The organism is Rhodococcus tibetensis (assembly GCF_024438035.1).
Classification (GTDB): domain Bacteria; phylum Actinomycetota; class Actinomycetes; order Mycobacteriales; family Mycobacteriaceae; genus Rhodococcus_F; species Rhodococcus_F tibetensis.
In genome coordinates, this window is sequence record NZ_JANFQF010000028.1 from 1 (window position 1) to 22,536 (window position 22,536).

Annotated in this window: 19 protein-coding genes and 1 pseudogene; 14 read left to right on the forward strand and 6 right to left on the reverse strand. The window is 63.8% G+C overall.

The window, feature by feature from the left end; genetic code table 11:
- The 3 genes from NOF53_RS27990 to NOF53_RS24690 all read right to left on the reverse strand — a co-directional run.
- Nucleotides 1-117: YceI family protein (locus NOF53_RS27990; RefSeq protein ID WP_374212635.1), on the reverse strand; the 117-nt coding region annotated here is incomplete at its 3' end.
- 103 nt (nt 118-220) lie between these two features.
- A complete protein-coding gene (locus NOF53_RS24685; protein WP_255973796.1) occupies nt 221-574 on the reverse strand; it encodes a GNAT family N-acetyltransferase in 354 nt (117 codons plus the stop codon).
- 80 nt (nt 575-654) lie between these two features.
- Nucleotides 655-1,116, reverse strand: a complete 462-nt coding sequence (locus NOF53_RS24690) for a MarR family winged helix-turn-helix transcriptional regulator (protein ID WP_255973798.1) — start codon at nt 1,114-1,116, stop codon at nt 655-657.
- A 131-nt stretch (nt 1,117-1,247) separates the two neighbouring features.
- Here NOF53_RS24690 and NOF53_RS24695 point away from each other — a divergent pair, with 131 nt between their 5' ends.
- The 4 genes from NOF53_RS24695 (at nt 1,248) to NOF53_RS24710 (ending at nt 4,739) form a co-directional block, all read left to right on the forward strand.
- Nucleotides 1,248-1,757, forward strand: coding sequence for a VOC family protein (locus NOF53_RS24695; RefSeq protein ID WP_255973800.1), 510 nt, complete (start codon nt 1,248-1,250; stop codon nt 1,755-1,757).
- 49 nt (nt 1,758-1,806) lie between these two features.
- Nucleotides 1,807-2,595: a pirin family protein gene (locus NOF53_RS24700; RefSeq protein WP_255973802.1), complete on the forward strand. Its 789-nt coding sequence runs from the start codon at nt 1,807-1,809 to the stop codon at nt 2,593-2,595.
- 101 nt (nt 2,596-2,696) lie between these two features.
- Entirely contained in the window at nt 2,697-3,668 is a 972-nt protein-coding gene (locus NOF53_RS24705; RefSeq protein ID WP_255973804.1) for an alpha/beta hydrolase, read from the forward strand.
- A 9-nt stretch (nt 3,669-3,677) separates the two neighbouring features.
- Nucleotides 3,678-4,739, forward strand: a complete 1,062-nt coding sequence (locus NOF53_RS24710) for a helix-turn-helix domain-containing protein (RefSeq protein ID WP_255973806.1) — start codon at nt 3,678-3,680, stop codon at nt 4,737-4,739.
- Between the two features lie 266 nt (nt 4,740-5,005).
- On the opposite strand, the gene NOF53_RS27800 is transcribed toward NOF53_RS24710, so the two are convergent.
- A complete protein-coding gene (locus NOF53_RS27800) occupies nt 5,006-5,266 on the reverse strand; it encodes a hypothetical protein (protein ID WP_308213866.1) in 261 nt (86 codons plus the stop codon).
- A 1,310-nt stretch (nt 5,267-6,576) separates the two neighbouring features.
- On the opposite strand from NOF53_RS27800, the gene NOF53_RS24720 reads away from it, so the two are divergent.
- Together NOF53_RS24720 and NOF53_RS28045 are read left to right on the forward strand one after the other, a co-directional pair.
- Nucleotides 6,577-6,747, forward strand: coding sequence for a hypothetical protein (locus tag NOF53_RS24720; RefSeq protein ID WP_255973808.1), 171 nt, complete (start codon nt 6,577-6,579; stop codon nt 6,745-6,747).
- 106 nt (nt 6,748-6,853) lie between these two features.
- Nucleotides 6,854-7,106 (forward strand): annotated as a pseudogene (locus tag NOF53_RS28045) (ATP-binding protein); the annotation flags it as partial.
- Nucleotides 7,107-7,759: 653 nt separating this feature from the next.
- On the opposite strand, the gene NOF53_RS24730 reads toward NOF53_RS28045, so the two are convergent.
- The gene (locus NOF53_RS24730) at nt 7,760-8,440 is read right to left on the reverse strand and encodes an alpha/beta fold hydrolase (RefSeq protein ID WP_255973810.1); all 681 of its coding nucleotides are present in this window, start codon (nt 8,438-8,440) and stop codon (nt 7,760-7,762) included.
- 287 nt (nt 8,441-8,727) lie between these two features.
- Between NOF53_RS24730 and NOF53_RS27805 the strand changes: the two genes are divergently transcribed.
- From NOF53_RS27805 to NOF53_RS24770, 8 genes are all read left to right on the forward strand, one after another.
- Complete coding sequence (locus NOF53_RS27805; RefSeq protein WP_255973812.1) at nt 8,728-11,391, forward strand: AAA family ATPase; 2,664 nt, start codon at nt 8,728-8,730, stop codon at nt 11,389-11,391.
- Between the two features lie 211 nt (nt 11,392-11,602).
- Entirely contained in the window at nt 11,603-12,241 is a 639-nt protein-coding gene (locus NOF53_RS24740; RefSeq protein ID WP_255973814.1) for an NADPH-dependent F420 reductase, read from the forward strand.
- A gap of 333 nt (nt 12,242-12,574) precedes the next feature.
- Nucleotides 12,575-14,038, forward strand: coding sequence for an aldehyde dehydrogenase family protein (locus NOF53_RS24745; RefSeq protein WP_255973816.1), 1,464 nt, complete (start codon nt 12,575-12,577; stop codon nt 14,036-14,038).
- A gap of 411 nt (nt 14,039-14,449) precedes the next feature.
- A complete protein-coding gene (locus NOF53_RS24750) occupies nt 14,450-15,454 on the forward strand; it encodes an amidohydrolase family protein (protein ID WP_255973818.1) in 1,005 nt (334 codons plus the stop codon).
- Nucleotides 15,451-16,914 carry a GMC family oxidoreductase gene (locus NOF53_RS24755; RefSeq protein WP_255973820.1) on the forward strand — a complete coding sequence of 488 codons (1,464 nt, stop codon included), beginning with the start codon at nt 15,451-15,453 and terminating at the stop codon, nt 16,912-16,914. The genes NOF53_RS24750 and NOF53_RS24755 overlap by 4 nt, the downstream gene beginning before the upstream one ends.
- 373 nt (nt 16,915-17,287) lie before the next feature.
- The gene (locus NOF53_RS24760) at nt 17,288-18,187 is read left to right on the forward strand and encodes an alpha/beta hydrolase (RefSeq protein WP_255973822.1); all 900 of its coding nucleotides are present in this window, start codon (nt 17,288-17,290) and stop codon (nt 18,185-18,187) included.
- Nucleotides 18,188-18,645: 458 nt separating this feature from the next.
- Nucleotides 18,646-20,187 carry a GMC family oxidoreductase gene (locus NOF53_RS24765; protein ID WP_255973824.1) on the forward strand — a complete coding sequence of 514 codons (1,542 nt, stop codon included), beginning with the start codon at nt 18,646-18,648 and terminating at the stop codon, nt 20,185-20,187.
- Nucleotides 20,184-21,284 carry an NAD(P)-dependent alcohol dehydrogenase gene (locus NOF53_RS24770; RefSeq protein ID WP_255973826.1) on the forward strand — a complete coding sequence of 367 codons (1,101 nt, stop codon included), beginning with the start codon at nt 20,184-20,186 and terminating at the stop codon, nt 21,282-21,284. The genes NOF53_RS24765 and NOF53_RS24770 overlap by 4 nt, the downstream gene beginning before the upstream one ends.
- A gap of 136 nt (nt 21,285-21,420) precedes the next feature.
- On the opposite strand, the gene NOF53_RS24775 is transcribed toward NOF53_RS24770, so the two are convergent.
- Complete coding sequence (locus tag NOF53_RS24775) at nt 21,421-22,527, reverse strand: NAD(P)-dependent alcohol dehydrogenase (protein WP_255973828.1); 1,107 nt, start codon at nt 22,525-22,527, stop codon at nt 21,421-21,423.
- Nucleotides 22,528-22,536: the final 9 nt, after the last annotated feature.

Below are 22,536 nucleotides of genomic sequence, written 5' to 3' on the forward strand. Positions count from 1 at the left end.
GCCGCGGACCTTGCTGACCATCAGGTGGCGGACGGAGAAGCCGACGGTGGAGTGGACGGGGTCGATGGCCCAGGTTCCTGCGGTGAGACCGGGCAGCGTGGTGATGGCGGTGGTCATGGGGGAACTCCTCTGTAGATGTCTACCGAATGCTGAAGTAATTGAACTCGCAACTACAACAGTAAAACGGGATTGTTGCGATGTCAACTAAAACTTGGAAGGGCTACCGCGTCGAGTCGCGAATGAACTCCAGAATTTCCGGGGTCACCGGGTCGGTGAGGTCCTCGAAGTCGTCGTGCTTCTTCAGGTACGCAGCCACGAGCGGGCAGACTGCGACGATGCGCAATCCTGCGCGGCGTACGTCGTCGAGCGCTTGGCGGATCAGGACGGAGCTGAGGCCGTGACCGGAGAATGCGTCGTCGATCTCCGTGTGGAAGAAGATGCGACGACCGTCGTTGTCGCGGTATGCGGTGAATCCAACCGGCTCTCCTGAGACGCCGAGTTCGTAGCGGTGCCGTTCGGGCACGTGTGCGACCGTGGTGGACAGTGCGGGGGAGTTGTTCTCGGAGTGCGTCATTGGTGGTCCTTTTCGTTCGGCAACGGCCAAGGGATGGGGTTCGGTGTGTTCGTTTTTCGCTGCTCGGTCGGTGGGGCCGGTCAGGCGTTGTCCAGCATGTGCGCGCGCATCTCATTGAAGTCGTGGCCGAGGATCGCGACATCCCGGGGGCTGAGCAGGTCGAACATGTTGCTGCGAACCTCCGCCACATGCCCCGGACTGGCGGCGGCGAGCTTGTCGGCGCCGGCATCGGTCAATTCGGCCAACATTCCGCGCTTGTCGTCCTTGCACTCCACGCGGCGGACCCATCCAGCTTCGACGAGCCTGCTGATTGCCCGCGTCACCCCACTGCGCGTCGTGGTGACGGCCTCCGCCAGTTCGCTCATCCGCAATTGCCGCTGTGGAGCCTCCGAGAGGACCACGAGCAGTTCGAAGTCTGTGAACGAAACGCCTGCGTCACGGGTGAGCTGCCGATCGAGCGCTTGCAGCAGCAAGCGAGTGGCATCCAGGTAGGCGCGCCAGGTGTTCTGCTCGGCCGTGCTGAGCCATCGAGTTGATTCCACTTGCCAAGCATAGCTCAAGTAGTTGACACCGCAACTACATCGTGTACGCTCCAACTAGTTGAAGGCGCAATTACCCGCCGGGTGCAGGTACGGTCTGCGTCTTGATCGAAACCTCGGAAGGGATGACGGCTATGAACACCACACCCGAGCAGCAGCGCTCAGAGGGGTTCGCGGCGCAACGCGACCGAATTCGTGCCGAGTACTTGAAGCCCGTGTCGTCGCGGCCCGCGTCTTCGGCCCGCGGCCTCCATCACACCGCGTTGGTCAGCGGGGACGTCGAGCGCACGGTGCGGTTCTATCAAGACGTGCTCGAGTTTCCGCTCACCGAACTGATCGAGAACCGGGACTACCCCGGGTCCTCCCACTTCTTCTTCGACATCGGAAACCGCAACTTGCTGGCGTTCTTCGACTTTCCCGGGCTCGACGTCGGTCCGTATCAGGAGGTACTCGGGGGCCTGCACCACGTCGCGATCAGTGTCGAACCCGATCGCTGGGAGCACTTGCGCAACAAGCTGATCGACGCAGGTGTCGAGCTCATCGAACACAGCGAGGTCTCGCTGTACTTCCGCGACCCGGACGGTGCCCGCCTCGAACTCATCGCCGACCCGCTTGGAGAAATGTACGGCTCCCACGTTCTCTGAGAGCGCATTTCGACAGCCACCACTCCGACACTCGAAAGGTGCCCCGATAATGACCACCGCCGTGAACCCTCCCCAGTTCGATGTCCGCCGTGCCGACGACCGTTTCAAGACCCGCGCCGGCTGGCTCGACTCGGAGCATTCCTTCTCGTTCAGCCGCCACTACGACCCCGCCAACACCCACCATGGGGTGCTGATGGTCAACAACGACGACATCGTCGTTCCCGGGATGGGCTTCGACACCCACCCTCATCAGGACATGGAGATCGTCACCTGGGTGCTGCAGGGATCGCTGGTGCATCAGGACTCGATGGGGCATTCCGGAGTTATCTACCCAGGCCTGGCCCAAAGGATGAGCGCGGGCACCGGCATCCTGCACTCGGAGAAAAACGACTCCTGGCGTCTGGACGGTGCCACCGGTGCCCATGCCGATCAGCACAGCGACCCGGTGCACTTCATCCAGATGTGGGTTGTGCCCGACGAGGCCGGGATCACCCCGAGTTACGAGCAACTCGAGATCGACCACGAATTGCTGGCCGGGGGGCTGGTGCCGGTCGCCTCGGGGATGTCCGAGTACGCCGACCACTCGGCAATCAGGATCAAAAACAAGTACGCCGCAATGCACGTTGCGCGCATGCAGCCCGGTCAGGCGCCGATCACCCTGCCCGACGCACCCTTCCTCCATGTGTTCCTCGCGCGCGGTGAAGCGTCGATGGAGGGTGTCGGGGTGCTCGCCGAGGGCGACGCCGTTCGGCTCGGCGGTGGCGGGGGTCAGCAACTGACGACCGAAACCGGCGCCGAGGTCATCGTGTGGGAGATGCACGCCGAGATCGCCGGGTAGTCGGTCGGGTTCCGGGGCGTCCGACACCCGTCGGACGTTCCCTCGCCAACTTCCTCCAGCTGTTGGGTGACCTGGGCCACGTTCGGACTCATGCTGGGTGCATGACATCATTTCCCACGCTCGATCCCGAACTCGCGGCCGCGGTCACCATGCTCCCGAATGTGGATTTCTCCGACCTGCCCTCCGCACGGGCAACCTTCGACTCTCTGGTCGGCTCCCTGTTGGCTGATCTGTCCTTCGACGGAGTCCGTGTTCAGGAATTGTCGGTCCCAGGCCTCGGCGATGATCCGGACGTCGGTGTCCGGTTCTTCACGCCGGAGAACACGGAGGGACCGCTGCCGGTTCTTCTGTGGATCCACGGGGGTGGGTTCGCCATCGGAACGGCGGCCTCCAGCGACCCCTTCTGCGTCGAGGTCGTGCGGGAACTCGGGTGTGCCGTCGCAAGCGTCGAATACCGGTTAGCTCCGGAAACGCCTTTTCCGGGTCCGCTCGACGACTGCTACGCGGCCTTGACTCACCTCCACGCCCACGCGGACGAGTGGGGAATCGATCCCTCCCGCATCGCGGTCGGTGGTCAGAGCGCGGGTGGTGGGCTCGCCGCCGGAACCGTCCTGAGGGCGCGTGACGAGGGCGTCATACCGGTCGCGTTCCAGCTCCTCGATATTCCCGAGCTCGACGACCGGCTGACCACCGTCTCGATGACGACGTTCGTGGACACTCCATTGTGGCACCGCCCCAACGCGATCCTGTCGTGGCAGTACTACCTCGGGACGTCCTACACCGGACCGGAAGATCCGGATGTGTCGATCTACGCGGCACCGGCCCGCGCAACCGATCTGCGTGGCCTGCCCCCGACCTATCTCTGCACCATGGAATTGGACCCGCTGCGTGACGAGGGGATTGACTACGCCCTCGGCCTGCTTCGCGCCGGTATCAGCGTGGAGCTGCATTCGTTCCCCGGCACCTTCCACGGGTCCGGATTGCTGGCGACGGCGGAGGTGAGCAAACGCGCGATGGCGGAGGCACTCGACGCGCTTCGGAGAGGCTTGCGCGTGGTGTCACCGGCCTCGTAGCGTTGCTGGATGCAAGGACTGATGTACCGGCTCGCCGAGCTCGATGCCGACTCGGCGGGCCTGGTACGAGTGATCGACTATTTCGACGCGCTGGTCCGACACGGCGCGGACACGGCCTCGATGCTCCGGGCGAGTGCCGCGCTGGCCGATTGCGTCGTCGGCATCGACATATCGGGGTGGTCCAGCAGCTCCGAGCCGCGACGCTGCGATCCTCGCGGGCGGTGGTCTCCGCAGCCTCGGCTCGCGCCCAGTGCATCGAAGGACGTCGTGGTCGACGATGTGGTCGTCGGGTCTGTCTGGATAGAGAGGTCGGGTGCGAGTCTGCCGCTCGACGAGATGCTCGTCGATCGAATGGCTCTGACGGCGGCGATCATTCTGCAACCGCGCCGTGTGCTCACCGACGCCGAGCACACGCGTAATCTTCTCTTTCCGATGGACGAGCTGGCGGTGCTCACCTCGTGCGCTGCGCTGCGGATCGAACCGTCGACTCCGGTCCGTGTGCTCGTGTACACGGCCGGTGGCGGCGCGCGCCTACCGCTGTCCGGTGAGCTCGCACCCGGCCGATCCACCGAGATCGAGGTGGACGGCGAATCTCTGATGCTTGTTGCGGATTCGTTCATGCCGACACCGGAATTCGTCGACGTGGCCCGCTCTCGATCTGTGCAGGTAGGTATCTCACTGGCGGCCGCGGCGTCGGACGCGAACATGCTTGTCGGCACAGCGAAATTCGCCCGTAGTCAGGCCTCCGGACCCGAACCGATCGGAAACGCCGACGACCTCGGTGCGCTCAACCTACTGGTGGCGGGGCAGAGCCTCGCGCACGCCGCGATTCCCGATATTGTTCGCGCTGCCGAACTGCGCGACTCCGAACAGGGGTCGGAGTTGCTGGCGACGCTGCGGGTGTACCTACGATCGGGAACACTGCGGGCCGCGGCGGAGAGCATGCACCTGCACCACAGCAGCGTTGCGCACCGGCTGACCAAGCTGTCCCGGCACCTGGGCTTCGCTGTCGACGCGGTCGAGAATCGGGCTCGCACAACGGCACTGATGATGGTGATCGACAACCGGTGACGAGTTCAACACCGCTGCCAAGGAAATCAGCGGAAAGAAGCGGCACAAAGTTCTGACGCTCATTCACGACACGCTTGGTCAACGTGTCCTCTTCGGCAAAGCGTAGGTAGCGGATCACCTTCGGGCGAGGTGGAGCGTCTCGGTGCTGCGCCGGCAGGCCGCGTCAAATTTTGGGCTCTCGACCTGCTCTACCGGACTGCGAGCTTCCTCGGTCGGTGGTGTGGTCGTCGAGTCGTGTGGTCAACTCTTCGGCGTAGGCCACCTGTTTACGGAGCTTGCTGCAGCTTTCCTCGGCCCGAGTCCGCGACGATCTCGTTGCCACCAGGGGCGGGGTGCTCGCCGCGACGGTGGTGATGCCCAATCGCGGCAACCCGGCGCGAGAGCGTCGCCGGCCCGTAGGCGCGGTCGCCGGACTCGGTGTAGGTGTCGGCGACGAGGCGTAGGGACGGCGGGTGTTCTCCGCGCGCGACCGCTGTATGGCGCCGGTGATCTGGGACCGCCTTCCTCGCACGCTCCGACGACACCATGAATTCAGTCTGCGCGGCCGCACGGCATCTCCGATCCGGCAGTCCACGGAGGTCAAATCGATCTGCAGAATGCGCGACCCCGAAATCGGCACGGCGCCGTCCGTTCCTCGAAGGAACGGCGTCTTGGACGAATCGGACGGACCAGCCCATCGACCGGTCGCCCCCGAGGCTGAATGTAACGGCATCACCGTCCAAGGTCCGTTCGAGATCGACCGAATCCAGCCTGGGTCGAGCCGGACCGGGCACGTGTTCGCCAGGTTGCGCTGGCACCAACCCAGTACGAACCGGCGGAGGATTGCCGACGAGGAGTTGCCCGGAGAACGACGCGAACTGTTGACACTGCCCGTCTCAACAGCGTCAGTGCTCGGGTGCTTCTCGTCCGGCACTCCGCATGCGGTCGACAAGGTCAGAACCGGAAAACAAAGGGCGAGGGCTACCGCGCTTTACGTTGTTTCGCTTGGCTGCAAGCATGCTGCAATTTTCTGTGTCAGCGTTCGCAAGGGATATCGTTCACCAGGTCTATCGTCAGAGAATTTCGTTCCGTTCCACCAGAACCCATAGCCCCAGTGGGTGAGGCCGTTGCCGTTAACGGAACCCTGACCGGAGGGACTGGTGCGCCGCCTGCGATCACCGGGCGGTGCCGGCGCAGCCGAGTGTGCCGCCGAGTTCCTCGCCGAACATCTCGCCACCGACGGGACGCAACGACGTCGGTTCACCGCGATCAACACCGTTCACACCGAGGCCGAGTTGCCAGCACCGGGGCGTGCCGAGGTGATCCGGCAGCTGCTCGACACCGCCCGCGCCGACCGGCTGGCCCGGACGCGGGAGCGGGTGGCGCAGGTGGTCCGGCGGATTCCAGTCATCGGGTGGCCGGGCGGGCTGTTCGGGCGCCGCGACGCCCTGCTGCTCACCCTGGCAGCCGCGGGCCTGAGTTTCGAGCAGATCGCCCGACTACGAAGCACGGACGTCACCGCGGACCATGATGCTCTCGCTATAGAGGTGGGGGAGAACTGGATTCGCGTCACCGTCGAATCTGGCATCGGACCCATCGTCGCGTTTCAAAGTTGGGTGGAGGTGCTCGGCTTCCTGGACCGGTACCCGAGCACCCAACTCGTCGCCGACCACCTCGACAAAGGTGCAGACCTATCAGCGTTCGCAGACAGCGCGCGCCGCGACGAACGCCCGCTGCAAAACACCCAATCCGTCACCGTCCTAATCCGCGAGCACCTGGCCGGGCAAGCGCCGATAGACAAGCGGCCGCCGGCCAGGAGATTGCGACGCCGTCACGCGAGAACGCGCGGGTCCCGGACTTGGTTGACGTCGAGCTGGACCAGGGCTACTACGAACGCGGCATCGCCGCCCGCCGTGACGCCCACACCCACCTCGAGGACGTCACCGACATCCTCGACGGCATCGAGGACGAAGCCGACGAACTCCTCGCCGACCTGCTTGCCATCCTCGACCGCACCGAAGGGGACTGACTTAGAGCTGGTTCCGACGTCGGGGTAGCTGCTAACTGAAATTATCGTCGCCGAGTGCGCACAAACCCATGAGTGACGCGGAGGCGTCCTAAGGTCACGTCGTTTTCGACGTGGCGGCGCGGTGGCCCGTCGGCTGCGGCCGGCAAAGTTCGAACAACAGGCGACCTTCGAGGACTTCGATTTCACCGCAAACCCTAAGCTCCCGGCGACGGTGCTGCGGGTCTGGCTGCGCTGTGCTCGCCCGATGCCGGCGAATCGGCCATCCTTTTACGGAATCATCAGCGTTAGCAAAGCCTATGTGGCACAGGCGCTCGGGGCATCATGTCGCCCGCCGTGGCGGGGACGTGTGGTTCGTCAAGGTGTGGGAGACTATGTGACGGACGCGCCTTGGGGTTCTACGTGACGGCCGACATCGTCGGTCACGCAGAGTCATTCAAGGGACGGCTCGGATGACTCTTCTTGCAGATTCGCGATCATTGCCAACGATCGTGCATTGACTCGTATGATGGCAATATCGGTGAGGATTCGTTGAATCAATGCCATGCAGTGGCGCGGAGTGATGAATCTGGCACCCGCGAGTACAGCGTGAATGATGAAGACCGGCATATGAAAAGGACCTCCTGCTGAATGCGGCATCGATGCCAAAGTTGCGATCGCGCACAACATGATCCGTTACCCGATGGCAGATCGTTTCTCCTAGGGCTGGGACGTGGCCATTCGACGGAATGTTGTCTTCGGTACGTTCATTGATGCGTACGCGTGCCCTGCTAGCCGAACTGGGTGACGACACCGGGCCGCGACGGCAGGGACTGAAACAGTTCTCGCCGTCGCGTCCAGTGTCACCGATGTTTCGGTCACCGTACCCAGGCTTTTATGGGGTCCTATTGCACCCGCTCGAGGTGCGGGGTCTGTCGATTCGGTAGCTGCTCAGCCGAGAGATGGTGATTGGCTGTTCACCCCGCGGCATTTGGCATGCGGAGAAATAGGGACCTTCGGTCGGCGTTCGGATCAATCAGCTGGAAACCGCGTTCGCCGCATCCATGATTACCTGCGCCACTTCGCGGGGGTGTGAGACCAGCGACCCGTGGGGAGCGGCGATCGAGGTGGTGGTGGCATTCATTCTTGCGGCCATCATACTCAGCGCAGCAGGTGGAATCATCGCATCGTTTTCCGCGATCTGGAACCAGGAGGGCTTGGACTTCCATGCTGGCGGTCCGATTTTGTCAGTGAGGCAATGCACCGACGTCGGTTTTTGTGTTGCGGCCATGACGGCGACCGCAGATGGGTCGTAGTCTGGAAGGAACCCTCCGGCGAAGTCGGCCCGATCGATCAGGATGAAACCATTCTCGTCAGGAACGAGATTCGCGAGGGTTCCGTAGCTCTCCAGGAGGGTCGCGGGGCTCTCGTCCTGGGCGAGTCCGAGAGCGGCAATGTATACGAGTGCGGCTACGTTATCCTCCTCCGTCGCCGCAGCGGTGATCACGGCGCCTCCATAGGAATGGCCAACCAGGACGGTTGGGCCTTGTTGCCTGGCAAGGACGCTGCGTGTGGTTGCTACGTCGTCATCCAATGACGTCAGGGGGTTCTGTACGGCGGTGACATAGAACCCTTGGGCCTGCAGCTCGCGGATGACATGTGTCCACATTGAGCCATCGGCCCAGGCTCCATGCACCAGCACTATGTTCGGTTTCATCTTGGTTCTCCTTGTAGCTATGAATGGCGTTAGAGGGCGGTCTTGGTCGGCTCGACCCGGGCAGTTGGCGAGGTTGATCGCGGTAGTGGCCGTGAAGTCCTTGCGCTCGTCGAGGGGATGCACAAAGCGCCGTCCACGAGGCTAAGCCGGGGGCGTCGTCCGCAAATCGGCCGTCGAATAGGTCATGTGGTCGATGTTTGCGTTGCGGCGTGCAGGCCGATCACCGATGAGGTGTCTTCGGTGACGGCGTCGGGCGGGGCGTCCCGATTCGTCGCTATTGTTCAGGAGTGTCGCAGGAGATCTATGGCCGCAGCGAGGAGCTGGGTCGCCTTCGTGCTTTGCTGCACGGCGCGGCCGGTGGCACCGGGCAGGCGCTGGTTGTGACGGGAGACCCGGGGATCGGCAAGAGCGCCCTCGTCGGCGCCGTTGTCGTCGAGGCGGCAGGTTTCACGGTGCTCAGGTGCGCAGCTGCGCAGAGCGAGTCCCAGCTGGCCTTCGCCGCGCTGCACGAGCTCTTGTGGCCCGTCCTCGATCGCATCGAGGGACTGCCTCCGCCGCAGCGGCGTGCGCTGAGCGGCGCACTGGGCTTGACCGACGACGCGGCGGACCGCTTCCTAGTCTCCGTGGCCGTACTGACCTTGCTCTCCGACCTGTCGTCAGTAGAGACGCCCGTGCTTGTTGTAGCCGATGACGCGCAATGGCTTGACTCGTCCACGGCCGAATGCCTTGCGTTTGTCTCGCGCAGGGTGCGCTGGGACGCAGTCGCGTTGCTGGCTGTGGCAAGCTCGCATAGCGAGACGGCGTTGGGGGAAATTCCCACCCTCCCCGTCGGCCCTCTCAGCAACGATGACGCTGCCAGGCTCCTCTCTGCCCGCAGATCGGAACTGGACCGGTCTTCGCGGGACTACGTTATCGCGGTCTCGCAGGGCAACCCACTGGCGCTGCTGACCCTCTCACCGCCAGTCGGCGCCTTGGATCCGACGGCTCCCGCGCCGGTGAGCGCGCGCATCCGAGACGCGTTCCGCTCCCGCGTCGGCGCGATGTCGGCCCAGGTGCGTGGCCAACTGCTCGTCGCCGCTGCCCAGGACGGTGCCACGCTCAGCAGTGTGCAGTCGGTGTCACGGCGTCTGGGGCTTGGCGACTGGGCGCTGGACGACACCACCCAACCAGGGGTGGTCGGTGTCCTAGACAACAGGGTGTTGTTCCGCCATCGCCTAGTTCAGTCCGTCGTCTACGATGCGGCCACCCCGCTTGAACGGACACAAGTACATCTGTCCTGGAGTGAAGAGCTGGCGCACGACGGCGACGAGGATCGGCGGGCATGGCACCTTGCCGCGGCCTCAGATGGTCCCGACGACGATGTAGCGAACCTGCTCGAGGCGTCTGCGAATCGCGCCTGGCAGCGCGGCGGCCCCCAAGCGGCTGCGGCTGCCCTGCGATCGGCGGCCGAGTTGACCCGGGACCGCTCGGCCGCCGGAATGAGGCTCGCCCGGGCAGCGCGAGCGGAGTGGGAGGCGGGCAGGGTCGCCGCGGCTCGCGACCTGCTGTCCTCTTCGGTGGCGCGGATCGGATCTCGAGCCGGCCTCGTGAGCGGGGGGTTGGAGGGTTTGATCGAGTTCACGCGGGGCGACTGCGTGCGGGCGCACAAGTTGCTGCTCCGCGATGCGCGGCTCGACCCGGAAGGACCCCTGGGGCTGGAGCTGGCGGTGCTTGCGATGCGTGCGGGGTGGGCAGCCTCGCAGGTCGACCTGGAAAGTGACGACACTATCGAGACGGCTCTGGGGCATCCTGTTCTTGCGGACATGGTGGGACGGCTGCTCGCATGGTGGCGCAGAGGCGAGGGTGTCGAGGCGTTCGCTCCGGAGGGGGAAGTGAAGGCGTGGCTGCTACCGCCCGCCCCCTATGCGGCGGTATGGGGTCTGAGCGCCGACATGCAACACCAGTACCGCTCGGTGGCCGAGCGCAGCCGTGCTGAGGGCTCGACCTCGGCGCTCGCCTTCACTCTCTCGCAGCTCGCCACAGCGGAAATATTGGGTGGGCGGTGGCAGGAAGCCGCCGCCGCCGCGACGGAGGCGCTCGAGATAGCGGAGGTGACGCAGCTAGACAGCGTCATTGCACAGTGCCACAACTCTTTGGCGTGGCTTGCCGCACTGCGCGGGGATGTCGAGACGACGGAGAAGCTGGCCAGCGTCTCGGCGCGCATCGCGCAGCGCACGAGTGTGCGCGCTCTCGTAGCTGCCGCCCAGTGGCATCGGGGGGTGGCGCACCTGGTGACCGGGGTGCCCGCGGAGTCACTCGCGCTACTCGCTCCGATCCGCCATGTCGGAACCAGCACACATCACCCGACGTTCGCGTTGTTGGCTGCCCCCGATGCCGCCGAGGCGGCAATCCGGGTGGGTGATCGCGACGAAGCCCGAGCGCAGATTGATCTGCTGGAGCAGTGGGCCGCGCGCTCCGGGGCGCCATGGGCACGCTCGGCGCACCTAAGATCGATGGCCATGCTGTCCGACGGTGCCGAGGCAGAGCGGCTCTTCCGTGAGGCTCTTGCAGTACACGACAGCGTTGACCGGCCGCTACACCACGCCCGCACCGAGCTGTTGTTCGGGGAGTGGCTGCGACGCATGCGACGCAGACAGGAAGCCCGCCCGTACCTCGCCCGCGCCAGCGAGATGTTCGGTCGCCTCGGGTCCACCCCGCTGCTGCTGCGCGCCAAAGAGAGCCTCGATCTGGCCACCCAGGCACCACGCGGCCGTGAGTTGGTTGCCTTCAACGAGCTGACGGCGCAGGAGCTGCGGGTCTCACGGTTAGCAGCCCTCGGTAGCACCAACCGACAAATCGCGGCGCAGTTGTTCATCAGTCCCCGCACAGTCGGCCACCACCTCTCAGCGGTCTTCGCAAAACTCGGTATCACGTCGCGCGCGGAGCTGCGTGGGCGCGACTTGGGCGGGTAGTTCCTGCGCAGCGCACGCGGAAGGCATGACCGATTCGGCGACCGATGCGCCCACTGGCTTGGGAACGCTTGACTCGACGAGGGCTCGGTCAACGTAGTTCCTGCTCCGTGTGGTGGTAACACCCCGTACGGAGCAGGCCTCGCCGACCGCGCCTCCCACCTCGGCGAGCCATATCCGCGCGCCTATAAATACACATCGGGAGGAGTCACCTGTGACCACCGCGATCATCGGGACGGGAAACATCGGAAGCCGCCTGGCGGCGGATCTTGTCGAAGGCGGCGAGCCCGTCTTGTTGGCAGGCAGGGAGATCGCGAGCGCGCAGTTGCTCGCCGCCTCGTTGGGCGAGAACGCGACCGCTGTCACTATCGACGACGCGTTTACTCGAGCGGACGTCATCATCTTCGCGGTCTGGCTCGACACGACCAAAACTCTCTTGACGAGGCACGCGGACTCGCTGGCAGGCAAGATTCTCGTGGATCCCTCGAATCCCATCGAGCCTGACGGAAACGGGGGCTTTGTCAAAAACATCGCAGTCGGCGATTCCGCCGGACTGATCTTGTCCGGATTACTGCCAACCGGCTCAAGGCTGGTCAAGGCGTTCGGCACGCTCGCGGCCGAGACGCTCACCTCGGCGTCGCGAAGGACTCCGGAGCTCGCGGTCGGCTTCTACGCAGCCGACGACGACTTCGCCGGTGCCACGGTCGCCCGGCTGATCGCCGCGGCGGGTTTCGACCCGATCAAGATCGGTGGCATCGACCAATCGATTCGCATCGAAGTCTTCGGCGACCTCCACGAGTTCGGTGCCTTGGGCAAGGCGGTGAACCGCGCCGAGGCTCTCGCAGCGCTCTGAGACCGGGGTTGCCCCATGACCCCCAACTGAACAGGGCTTCGCCCGAATCGTCGGTAATGCCTTCCGCCGCCTCACGCGTGCCGCTCACGGACGCGTCGGAGCGATCCTGGCCTTGACTTGTGTGCCGATACGCAGGTCGAGATCTAGCGACGGCAATCTACTTACCGACGCACTCGATCCGCCCCAACACGGAAGTCCTTCGAGGTGGCAGACCTGGAGAGATCCCGCGTTTGCGGTGGCGACCGCGCCGTCGTGGCTGCGAAGCCGGATTCAAGTTCGTACCAAGTTCGCTCCGACCACCGCGTCGGAGCCGCAAAGCGGAGGAATGATGTGATGACCGCAATAGAAAAAAACGGCGCCGCCCTGCACTGGATTGACGGTGAATGGGTCGATTCACCCGAGCACGGCACGAGTGTCAACCCTGCGACGGGCATCGAGATCGGCACGTACGCCATTGGTGGGGCGGCAGAGACCGAGCACGCGATCGACATCGCGGAGCGGGTCTTCAAGACTACCTCCTGGCGTTTCGACCGTCCGCTTCGAGCGAGGGTCCTCAACGCCATGGCCGCCCGCTTCGAGGCCAGGGCAGACGAGTTGGCGACTCTGCTCTCGCAGGAGAACGGCAAGATTCTTCGTGACGCCCAGTTCGAGGTGGGCATGGCCGCACCGGTATTGCGATTCAACGCGGCCCTCGCTCTGACCGACACTGGGAGGAGCAGCCAGGTTCAGGCTGGCAGGCTCGGACTGATGGTCCGGGACGCGGCCGGAGTGGCGGGGGTGATCGCGCCCTGGAACGCACCCGTCGCCTTGGCTTTGAGATCCATCGCTCCAGCCCTCGCGGCGGGAACAACAACTGTGGTGAGCCTGCCTGTCCAGACCGCGCAAACGAACGCGCTAATTGCCGAAATCATCGCTACCACACCAGAACTCCCTAAGGGAGTGGTGAACATCATAAATGGCGGCTTTGCAACAGGCGACACGATCGTCAGGTCGTCCCGGGTTCCGGTCATCAGCTTCACCGGTAGCACCAAGACTGGCAAAGCCATCATGTCCAACGCGTCTGCAAACCTCAAGAGAGTGGGGCTCGAGCTTGGCGGAAAGGCACCCATGATCATCTTCGACGATGCAGACCTGGATGTAGCGATCCCCAAAGTGGTCGCAGCGCTTACCGTCTTCGCTGGCCAGTTCTGCATGACCGGTAGCCGTCTGCTGGTTCAGTCTGGTGTCGCGGAAAAGGTTCGTGAAGCGTTGGCGTCACGGTTGGAGGAGATCAAGGTAGGTCCTGGACTAGACCCAGCCAGCGAGATGGGTCCGATTATCGACAAGAAGAACGTCGAGCGCATCGACGGGTTGGTCGAGGACGCGATCGCAACTGGAGCGGAGGTGATCGTACGCGGCGGACCCATCACCGACGGGCCGCTCGCGGCGGGGTCCTTCTACCGGCCAACGCTTCTCGCGGTCACCGACCCGAACCTGCCGATCGTCCAGTCAGAAGTCTTTGGGCCGGTGCTGTGCATGGAGACGTTCGAGACCGAGGCCGAGGCAGTCGCGCTCGCGAACAACAGCGAGTACGGGCTGAGCGCGAGCGTCTTCTCCCGCGACATAGACCTTCCTCTCCGGGTTGCGCTGCAACTGGAGTCCGGAACTGTGTGGATTAACGACTGGGCGGCATTGCAGGACCAGTTCGAAGAGGGTGGGTACAAGGCGAGCGGACAAGGTCGCATGCGAGGATTCGCGGTAATCGACGACTTCATCGAGTTCAAGCACATCGCGTTCACGCCCGGGCTGCCGTCGTAGCCTGCAAGCGACGGAGCCCGATCGAGGTGGGGCAGTTCACGCATTGTATTGCCGCTGTGCGGCTATCGGGTTCGCGCCAACGGTTTCAGAGTCACGCACAAATCGTCACCAACCGGCATGGGTCGAGATGCCGAGAATGTCAGGCTCGTCGCGTTGCTTCGGACCAGGTCTGAAAGACATTGCCTTCCCACCCTACCCATTCGATGACGGATTCGCTCCGCGAGAGGTTCGTGCATTCTGTTTCGGGACAAGTCCGGGAATTTGAGTGGTCCGCTACAGAATCTCCTCCGAGTTCGCCCGATTTTCGGGCGGACCGCCCTAATGCCTTCCGCATGTCACGGGTTCCGGCGACTCATCCTTTTCGTCCATCTTTGTTCACCCGCTATCGGCAATTGAAGGGAGTTTGCCTAAATGATCGACAAGATTGCACTCGAGGAGCACGTCAGCACGCCGTTGAACAACTCGCTGTGGAATTCAGAGGGCGAGGCGGCCCGCAACGGCCGCGACTACATGGCGGCGGTTGAAGCTGATCTGCTTGATGTCGACAACCGTATCCAGCGGCTCGAGGCGAACGGCGTCGGCTACTCGATTCTGTCGCTGACGTCGCCGGGCATCCAAGGCATCACCAACGCGGCCCAGGCAACCGCGGTGGCCCGGGAAACCAACGACTACGTGAAGACGGTGTATGTCGACAAGTACCCGAAGCATCTCGGCTTCTTCGCAGCGGTGGCGATGCAAGACCCCGAGCGTGCGGCGGACGAGCTCGAGCGGTGCGTCAAGAGCCTGGGCGCCCACGGCGCCCTGATCAACGGCTACACCGACGTCGAGGGTACCGAGGATGGTCATTACCTCGACGGCGAGGAATCCGTCGTGTTTTTTGCCAAGGCTGCGGAACTGGGAGTGCCGATTTACCTGCACCCCCGTGAGCCGCATCCGCGGGATCAGAAGATCTACGCCGAATACACCGCCCTCGTCGGGTCGGCGTGGGGTTTCGCACACGAGACCGCGACGCATGCGATCCGCCTGATCTTGTCCGGGTTATTCGACAAGGTCCCCGACACGCAAATCATTCTGGGCCACCAAGCCGAAGGGCTGCCGCTCATGCTGCCCCGCCTGACGCACCGTCTGTGGAAACAGCGCGAGGGAGTGGGACTCGGCAGGAACGAGCGCCCCGCCGAGGAAGTCTTCCGCAACAATTTCTACGCCACCACCGCCGGCCACTTTCACACCAACGCTCTCCAGAACACCATCGCGGAACTCGGTGTCGACCGCACTCTGTTCTCCATCGACTACCCATACGAGGACATCGAGCAGGCCACCGAATGGTTCGACCAGGCCCTGATCCCCGAGGACAGCCGCGTGAAGATCGGCCGCACCAACGCCGAGCGCCTATTTGGATTGGAGATCACCAAGTGAACAACACCGTCGTAATCGTCGGCGGCGGCTCAGCCGGCGCCGTGCTTGCTTCCCGTCTTTCGGAGAATCCCGGCCGTCAAATAACTTTGGTTGAGGCAGGGCCCGCCTACCGGGCCGCCGAGTTCCCCCAGACAGTCACCAACGCCCAGCTCCTGGGTGCCTTCACAGGGGCCGACTGGGGTTACCAGTCGGCCCCCGGAGCCCTCGATCACCCGATTGCGCTTTACCGCGGGAAGGTCCTCGGCGGAAGCTCGGCAGTCAACGGCTCGGTGTTCATTCGCCCCACCACCGCCGACATCGACCGTTGGCGGGCGGCAGGGGCGGCTGCTTTCACACAAGGGGCCTTCATCGAGGCTTTCGAGCGAATCCAGGTGCCAGTCCACACCCTTGAACGGGACGAGCTCAGCAAGGTTCAGCGCAGCTTCACGGACGCGGCCGACCGTGCAGGCGTGCCCGAGTCCAAGGGCTTCAACTCCGCGAATCCCGCTGGCTGGGGCGCCTACCCGATGAACGTGGTCGACGGCGTACGCGTGAACACCGCCCTCGCCTACCTCACCGACGAGGTCCGCAGCCGACCGAATCTGACCGTCCGCGGCAATACGACTGTCGACGCCGTGGTGTTCGAGGAAGGCACCACTACCGCCACGGGTATCCGCCTGACGGACGGGGAGGTCATCGCCGCCGACGAAGTCGTCCTCTCCGCGGGCACTTACGGCTCGGCCGCAATCCTCCTGCGTTCCGGAATCGGCCCTGCGCGCGGCCTCGCCGACCTCGGTATCGCCACGGTCGTGGACGCACCAGTCGGAAAGCATATTCAGGATCACCCGTTCTACTACAACGCCTACGCCGCGGATGCACAGAAAATCGGCACTCAGACGCCGGTTATCGGCGCCAAGGTCTGGGCCGCAGGCACAATGGCGGCCGCCGGCGAGTTCGACATCCATATCACCGCGACCCACCTCATCGACCAAAGCCTCAGTCCCACCGGCGCGGCTTTCGTCCTAGCGGTCGCTTTGACCAGGCCTGCCTCCCGTGGAACCATCACCTTGGCTTCGAAGGATGCGAACGTCGCTCCGATAATCGACCTCAATTTGTTGGGGGAGCAGAGCGACCGGGACCGCCTCGCTGAGGCAATCCAGCTCGCTCGCAGGATCGGTCGGACCGCACCGCTGAGCGACCTCGTCGTCGCAGAAATGATGCCCGGCGCCGACGCGACCGATACCGACATCACGAAGTCGGCCCTTCACACACTCGATACCTACCACCATCCAGTCAGCTCTGCGCCCATCGGCCCACAGGGAACGGAGTACGCGGTCGTCGACACCCATGGTGGGGTATACGGGACAACCCGGCTGCGTGTCGTGGACGCCTCGATTCTGCCGGACGCACCCTCCGTCGCCACCAACCCCTCGGTCATCTCGGTTGCGGAAATAGTCGCTGCCAGGGTTTACGGCGCTTGACGGACGCCTTCGCTCACGACCACAAGACCTTCCACACAACAACAACGTCGGCTCGTGCGCTTCATAGGCGCGGCCGAGATCTCAGCTGCCATCGGACTGATCGCCGGAATCTTCTGGTAACCCATCGGAATCGCCGCAAAGGTCGGTTTCGCGCTGTTGCTGGTTGGTGCTGTGGCCTTTCATGTTCGCGCGGGCGACTGCAAAACTCCGGAGACCCGCGGCGCGGCAGCGGCCCCAACGTTTTGATCGCGCTCTCGTCGGCGGTTGCCGTCACTCTCACCCCGGCCAACTAGCGCAAGGTCAATGCCCTCGTATCGAACGTGCCTCGCTAGGAATTCAACCCGCTGGCCAGTAGACCTTAGGAGTTCCCTGTATGAACAACATCGACCTGCGGGAATTTGTGCGTGAAATGCGCGAAAACTACCTGTCCCTCATCCCGTCCGCGGGATCGCCTGACCCAGTGGCCGACGTGCGGGTGATCGCCGTCCCGGCGTCGACTACGCCCCAGCGTGAAGTTTCAGTGCGGGCTTATCAACCGCTCGCTGCCGGGAGCGGACCCCACCCGATCATGGTCTTCGTCCATGGCGGTGGCTTCAGTGCTGGTGATCTCGACACCCACGACGTGTTATGCCGAGCTCTCGCCAACGGGGCCGGGGTGATCGTGCTTTCTGTCGACTGGCGTCTGGCTCCAGAACATCAATTTCCCGCCGGCATCGACGACGTGTACGAAGTGCTCACTTGGGCCCACCGCCACGGCGAGAGCATCGGCGGCGATACGTCACGACTGGTCATCTGCGGCGACAGCGCAGGCGGCAACCTCGCTGCCGGAATCGCGATCCTCGCACGGGATCGCAATGGACCTACGATCGCCGCGCAGCTGCTTTTCTATCCGACGGTCAGCAACAAGATGGACACGCCGTCCTGGGCCGAATTCGGCGATACCAACTTTCCGACGCGCACGGTAATGACAAATGTGATCGCGGCGTACGTGCCCGACGACGTCGGTGTCTTCGACCCTCGGGTAGCCCCTCTATGGGCGAACCTCGAGAATTTACCGCCCGCGCTCGTGCAGGTCGGCGAACACGATCCCCTCCGCGATGAATGTCTCGCATACGGCGCGGCGCTCACCCGCGCCGGAGGAACTGCCGAAGTAAAGGTCTACTCGGGCGCCGAACACGGATTCATCCAGTTTTTCAAAGACACGTCCACTCACCCCGAAGGCAAACGGGGCGTAGACGACGCCACCAAGTTCCTGCGCGACGTCCTCGCCTGAGCCGCTCGGCTCGCGCGGGGAGTTCTCGAAGGAGTTCTCGAAGGAGTGGTGCGCCATTAAGAAAGTCATCGATGAGTTGTTTTCAGTCGCTCCATCGCCGACAGTTGACGGCGCAGCGGATGATGGCCGCAAGGATGCAAGCCACCACTACATCGATCCCCACCCCAGGGGTCACTCGTCACGAATCCCCGGCGCAGGTAATCATGGACGCTGCGAACTCGGTCGCCGCTGAGTAGGTTCCGAATACTGAGTAACCACACCGAGCGCGCGAGCAGCCGCCGCATTCGTTTCCCGTGACGGCCTCATCAGTTCACTGGCATACCGAAATTTGCCCCATGGCGTACATGCAGCGCCGACAACGGCCGACCACCATCCCTGCTCAGAAGCCGGATACCGCGTTCATCGGCGCGTCCACAGATTGTTTACGCGTGTGCAAAAACCAGTCATGGAGGAATAAGGTGCCAAACAGTTCAGCAATTGCAGCAGCAGACGTAGTCGTCATCGGTGCAGGATCAGCAGGCTCGGTGGTCGTACGTCGTCTCCTCGACGCCGGGATGCAGGTCACGGTCATCGAAGGAGGACCCGTCGATTCCAAACCCGAAATCCACGACCCTCTCGGATCCATCGGGCTGTGGGCCAGCGAGGTGGACTGGGACTACCAGACGGTCCCGCAACCCTTCGCGAACGGTCAGACCATCCCCCAGCCACGAGGGAAGACCCTCGGCGGATCGAGCGCCTTCAACGGCATGATCTACGTCCGCGGCAGTGCCGCCGACTACGACATGTGGTCGATGCTCGGCGCCGCGGGGTGGGATTGGAACTCGGTCGAGCCCTACTTCCGCAAGCTCGAAGACTTCGAAGGCGGAACGGACGGCGGACGCGGCATCGGCGGACCCCTTCACATCCAGCGGAACCCGGCCGTCAACGAACTAACCAAATGTTGGGTGGAGGCAGCTGAGCAGGCCGGCTTCCCCTACAACGCGGACTACAACTCCGGCAGCAGCGAAGGCGTGAGCTACACACAGCACACCATCAAAGACGGCCGACGCTTCACCTCCTGGGTCGGCTACGTCCGTCCCATAGAGGACCACCCCAACCTCACCGTCATAACCGAAACGCTCGTATCTGAACTGACCTTCGACGGCACCCGCGTCATCGGCGTCAATTTCATCAAAGACGGTGTTGCCCAAACTATTACAGCGGACCGCGAAGTGGTGTTGGCAGCGGGCACACTGGGCACCCCCGCGATTCTGAACCGTTCCGGCATCGGCGCGCCCAACGAGTTGGCCCCTCTCGGTATCGTCGTCAAGGCAGACCTTCCCGGCGTCGGAAAAAACCTGCAAGACCACTTCTCGAGTCCCATCATTTGGGAGACACACGGGGAGATTCCCCCAGCAGGGGCGCAAGCGCTCGAGGCCCAGATTTTCGCCAAATCCCGGCCGGGCATTGCTGTCCCCGATCTTCAGCCACTGTTGATGAATTTCGTGTATCCCTTCATCGCCGGAGACCTACCCGAACACGGGTTCACTGCGGTCAGCCAAATCCTGCACCCCCTCAGCCGCGGAGAAGTCCGACTGCGATCCGCCCACCCCGACGCCGCCCCCCTCATCGATTCGCGAGTGTTCTCCGAACCGGCTGACCTCGAAGCAATGATCGACAACATGGATCTTCTACGCGAAGTCGCATCTCAACCCGCGATCACGAAGTGGATCAAGGAAGAAGCGCGGCCAGGCAAAGACGCCACCACCCGCGCGGAAATGCGCGAGTACGTGCGCACCACCACGGTGTCAGGGCATCACCAGGTCGGGACAGCGAAAATGGGTGTCGATTCGATGTCCGTGGTCGATCCGCAGCTACGTGTGCACGGCATCGAGGGTCTGCGCGTAGCGGACGCGTCCGTAATGCCCACGATCATCACCGGTAACACCAACGCACCGGCAATCATGATCGGCGAGCGCGCAGCCGATTTCATCATCAATGACAATGGATCGGCCAAATGAAGGTTCAAGCACTGGTCAAACGCGGCATCGACAACGTCGTTCCTGAAATGCTCGAACTCGAAGATCCTCGCGCTGACGAGGTTCTGGTGCGGATCGTATCGGCTGGAATTTGCCGTACCGACCTCGAAGTTCTCGACGGTCACCTGACCAATGTTCCCGACTCGGTGGTGCTCGGCCACGAGGGCGCCGGAGTCGTAGAGGAGATCGGGTCGGAGGTAACCACTGTGTCGGTCGGGGACGTGGTGGTGCTCGCCGAGGGCGCGTGCGGAACCTGCGATCGTTGCCGCTCCGGGCGGTACCCATACTGCGTTAACCACGATCGCATCAACTTCAGCGGGCAAAGGCTCGATGGCTCCACCGCGCTGACCGATGAGTCCGGCGACATCGTGCACAGTCACTTCTTCGCGCAGTCGTCCTGGTCATCACATGTGCTGGCGCATCAGTCGAACACCATCAAGGTGTCGCCCAAGGCGGATCCGATGATGCTCGGGTCTTTCGGCTGCGGGATCCAGACCGGCGCCGGCGCCGTCCTCAATGTTCTCGACGTCCAAGCTGGCAGCACCGTGGCCGTCTTCGGAGTCGGTATGGTCGGTCAAGCTGCCATCATGGCCGCGAGAGTGGCTGGCGCCTCGACGATCATCGCAATCGGGCAGAGCAGCGAAAGCCTCCAGCTCGCACGGGAAGTCGGCGCGACACACATCATCAAATCGGAACCCAGCATGGACCTGGTCGCGACAGTTCATCGGATCGTCGGAGACGAGGGCGTCGACTACAGCGTCGAAGCGACGGGTGCACCGTCGATCATGGCTGCCGCCGTCAACGTCCTCAAAGAAACCGGCCACGCCGCGATCACAGGCGTCGCGGCCGGGCAGTCGATCGAAATCGATGCTTGGACGTTGATCAAGGGACGCACCATTCACGGCACAGTTCTCGGTGATTCTGTTCCCTCGATTTTCATACCCCGATTGGTGGAGCTCTATTTGCAAGGGCGATTCCCAGCAGACAAGCTGATGACCCATTACACGTTCGGCGAAATGAAAGAGGCTCTGTCCGACGCAGACAAGGGAAAAGTTGTAAAGGCAATACTGCATCCATAACCGTGAATCCTCGTAATCGACTACTCGGTCCACCCGGCATGATTTAGGACTCCTTACTTCTTGTTCGAGTCGCACGGGGTCGGCGCAGGCTGTCGCGGCCTGCGCCGACCCGCGGTCGAAGCCGAGCTTGCCGGGCTCAGAAGACGATGACCGGTTTGATGATCTTGCCGCTTTCGGAGTCGGCGAAGGCGGTGTTGATGTCGTCGAGGGCGTAGGTCTGGATGAGCTTGTCGAAGGGGAAGCGGCCCTGCTGCCAGAGTTTGACGAGGCGGGGGATGAAGACCTGCGGCACGGCGCTGCCCTGAATGATCGTCTTGAAGGTCCATCCCTTGACTAGGGATGAGCCGATCTCGAAGCTGACGTCGGTGCCGGGCTTGGCCGCACCGACGAGGGCGAGGGTGCCGCGGATCGAGAGGGCGGCGGCGGCCTGGCGCAGGACGGTGGGCACCGCGGTGGTGTCGAGTGCGTAGTTGACGCCCTCGCCGCGGGTGATCTTCGCGATCTCGGCGACGACGTCGGTGGTGGCCGGGTTGATGGTGTGGGTCGCGCCGATCTGTTCGGCGAGGTGCAGGCGGGAGTCGTGCAGGTCGACGCCGATGACGGTGGTGCAGCCGGCGACGCGTGCGGCCATGATGGCGGCGGAGCCAACCGCGCCGACGCCAAAGACCACCAGCGAGGTCCCGGCCTCGGGGCGCAGCTCGTTGAAGACGGCACCCGCGCCGGTCTGCAGGCCGCAGCCGAGCGGGGCCAGGGCGGCGAGCGGGACGGTGGGGTCGACCTTGATGATGCTGGTCTCGACGACGTTTGCCCGTGTGGCGAAGGCCGACTGGCCGAAGAAGTGCGAGGAAATGGGCCCCGTCTCGGAGGAGAGGGAGGTGCTGCCGTCGCGGCGGCGGCCGCCGAAGTCCTCCGCCATCAGGTTCTCGCAGTAGGCCACCAGCCCGGCGCGGCAGTTCTTGCAGTGACCGCAGTACGCGGCGGACAGCACGACGTGGTCACCCGGGGCCACGGTGATGATGGCGCTGCCGACCGCTTCGACGATGCCGGCGCCTTCGTGGCCGAGCACAGCGGGTAGCGGGGTGGGGTAGATGCCGTCGCGCACGATGGCATCGGTGTGGCAGATACCGGTGGCCACCATGTGCACCCGGACTTCGTCGGGGCGGAGGTCGTCGAGCTGGAGCTGCTGGATGGTCAGGGGCTGGCCGGTGCCCGGAGCGACAGCGGCGGTGACAGTCGTGGACATGGGTGTCTC

Coding starts and splice junctions, on each gene's coding strand:
- NOF53_RS24685 (WP_255973796.1), bottom strand. CDS start 574: ATGACGCACTCCGAGAACAACTCCCCCGCACTGTCCACCACGGTCGCA.
- NOF53_RS24695 (WP_255973800.1), top strand. CDS start 1,248: ATGAACACCACACCCGAGCAGCAGCGCTCAGAGGGGTTCGCGGCGCAA.
- NOF53_RS24700 (WP_255973802.1), top strand. CDS start 1,807: ATGACCACCGCCGTGAACCCTCCCCAGTTCGATGTCCGCCGTGCCGAC.
- NOF53_RS24705 (WP_255973804.1), top strand. CDS start 2,697: ATGACATCATTTCCCACGCTCGATCCCGAACTCGCGGCCGCGGTCACC.
- NOF53_RS24710 (WP_255973806.1), top strand. CDS start 3,678: ATGCAAGGACTGATGTACCGGCTCGCCGAGCTCGATGCCGACTCGGCG.
- NOF53_RS27800 (WP_308213866.1), bottom strand. CDS start 5,266: ATGGTGTCGTCGGAGCGTGCGAGGAAGGCGGTCCCAGATCACCGGCGC.
- NOF53_RS24730 (WP_255973810.1), bottom strand. CDS start 8,440: ATGAAACCGAACATAGTGCTGGTGCATGGAGCCTGGGCCGATGGCTCA.
- NOF53_RS24745 (WP_255973816.1), top strand. CDS start 12,575: ATGACCGCAATAGAAAAAAACGGCGCCGCCCTGCACTGGATTGACGGT.
- NOF53_RS24750 (WP_255973818.1), top strand. CDS start 14,450: ATGATCGACAAGATTGCACTCGAGGAGCACGTCAGCACGCCGTTGAAC.
- NOF53_RS24760 (WP_255973822.1), top strand. CDS start 17,288: ATGAACAACATCGACCTGCGGGAATTTGTGCGTGAAATGCGCGAAAAC.
- NOF53_RS24770 (WP_255973826.1), top strand. CDS start 20,184: ATGAAGGTTCAAGCACTGGTCAAACGCGGCATCGACAACGTCGTTCCT.
- NOF53_RS24775 (WP_255973828.1), bottom strand. CDS start 22,527: ATGTCCACGACTGTCACCGCCGCTGTCGCTCCGGGCACCGGCCAGCCC.